The sequence below is a fragment of the Kitasatospora sp. NPDC093558 genome (assembly GCF_040683475.1).
Lineage (GTDB): Bacteria > Actinomycetota > Actinomycetes > Streptomycetales > Streptomycetaceae > Kitasatospora.
Genome location: NZ_JBFBDY010000976.1, coordinates 1 through 1,856, shown reverse-complemented (window position 1 = coordinate 1,856; position 1,856 = coordinate 1). Strand labels below are relative to the sequence as shown.

At 73.4% G+C, this 1,856-nt stretch carries 3 protein-coding genes; 1 reads left to right on the top strand and 2 read right to left on the bottom strand.

What is annotated here, in order from left to right; genetic code table 11:
* The coding region (locus AB0O00_RS37570) for a hypothetical protein (protein WP_363659181.1) at nucleotides 1-216 on the bottom strand (216 nt) is incomplete at its 3' end.
* Nucleotides 217-835: 619 nt separating this feature from the next.
* Nucleotides 836-1,126, bottom strand: a complete 291-nt coding sequence (locus tag AB0O00_RS37565) for a beta/gamma crystallin domain-containing protein (protein ID WP_363659180.1) — start codon at nucleotides 1,124-1,126, stop codon at nucleotides 836-838.
* Between the two features lie 470 nt (nucleotides 1,127-1,596).
* Here AB0O00_RS37565 and AB0O00_RS37560 point away from each other — a divergent pair.
* Nucleotides 1,597-1,856 (top strand): hypothetical protein (locus AB0O00_RS37560; RefSeq protein WP_363659179.1); only part of this gene is annotated, 260 nt, incomplete at its 3' end.

The window sequence follows — 1,856 nt, the reverse complement described above, 5'->3', positions numbered from 1 at the left end:
GGTGACGGCGAGCACCGGACGGCCGCGGTCCCCCGCCGCCGCGGCGGCGAGCGCCCGGGCGAGCGCGGCGATGGCGAACGGCCTGGCGGCGGGCGGCCCGACCAGGTCCAGGTGCCGGCGGCCGCCGGCCGCGGCTCCGGTGGCGGTGGCCGCCTCGATCGCCTCGGCGAGCGCCGCGTCCCGCGCGACGACATCGAGCAGTCCGGTCAGGCTCATTGGGGTCTCTTCTTCGTCCCGTGGCTGGTGCTGCCCCCGGGCGGCGTGGGCCCGCCGGGGCAACGCGAACGGCCCGGCACGCCGAGCGGCCGGGGGTCTCCAGCCTACGCCGCGGTAGCGACACGCACGCGGTGTACGGGCCCGGCGGGGCCGGGCGCGGACGAACCGTTCACGGGGGCCGCGCAGGAACGCCCGCGGACGAACCACTGGACGGAACACCGGGCGGGCCCGTGGACGAACCACCGGCCCGGCGGTCCAGCTCCGGCTCCGCGATCTGCCATGAAGTGGACATACTCCTGTCACTGCCCGTCCATGGAGATCGCGCACCATGGTGAATGTGCCCGCCGCACCCAACCGTGGGGGATGGCTGCGGAGGCACTGTCGCACCACCGATGGGGGTCGGGGGTGCGAGGCCGGGCGACCCTGGGTGGGGGCGCCCGCCCAAGCGCCGGGAACCGTGGCGCCCTTTCCTGGAGGGCGCCACGGGTCTCGGCCTCACTCGTATCCGGGCCTCAGTCGTTTCCGGGGCCGCGCGCACACCAGTGGCCCCGCGCACACCCGCGGCCCCGCCGAACCGGACGGCCGCACCCCGCCCGGCCCGTACGGGGCCTCCGGCCGGCTACCAGCGCGACAGGTTGATGTCGTACATCATCACCTGGCGGCCCTGGTTGGCATTGAAGTCGTACTGCTCCCAGTTGAAGACCGTCCAGGAGCCGAGCCCGCCGCCGAGATAGGTGACGACCCGGTTGTTGCCGGCGTCGATCCGGTCAACGTTGTAGATGCGGACGGCCATCCAGCCGTCGTTCGCGAAGCAGAGCCGCCCGCCGTAGCCGTAGTTGTACACCTTCGCGAAGTCGTTCCGGTTGCCGCAGTCGACGCGTTCCACGGCCTGGGCGCCGGTTGCCGGCAACAGGGTCGCGGCGGCCGCGGTGAGAACCGCCAGCGCACCCAGCCGACGGGCCCTCGCATTTCTGTTCCGGTGGCTCGAATTCCGGTGGTCCGATCGGAAATGCGTGCGGATAACCATGGACCCTCCATCGGTCGCGGTTGCGACTCCCGAGATTTGCACGGCGGAGCAGTACCTGACAGCTGTTTTCCGGCCAAGCCGATCGATCGCCGACGCCCCGGGAACCGGCCGTGAAGGAATGCGCTAGGGTCCGAACAAGCTTGCCGCGCTTGAGGATCGGAGCACCCGCCGTGCAACTCCCCGCGCCATCGGGACGATTCACCGCCGCCGTCCTCGCGGTGCTGATCGCGGCATTGTCCGCCGGTTGTTCCGGGGTTTCCGGAAGCGGCTCCTCGGATTCCGCGCCGACCCCGCCGGAGGTTTCCGCGGCCCGCGCCCCGGAATCCGGCCGGGGCGGAATGACCGGACTTCCGTTGTCCGCCTATCAGGCCGACGACCGCGGCGCCGTGAAGGAGATCCAGGCGCGGAACATGCTCGTCGTCTCGTGCATGCGCCGGGCCGGGTTCGCCGCGTTCGACGGGGACGGCCTCCAGGCCGCCGAGGCGCCCGACAACGCGACCGCGCTGCCGGCCGGCGCCTGGGGCTACCTCGGCGCGGACGCCGCCGCCGTCCAGGGCTTCCACCCGCCGCACCGGCCCCTCCCCCGCCCGGCCGCCGCCCCGGCCGGCTCCGG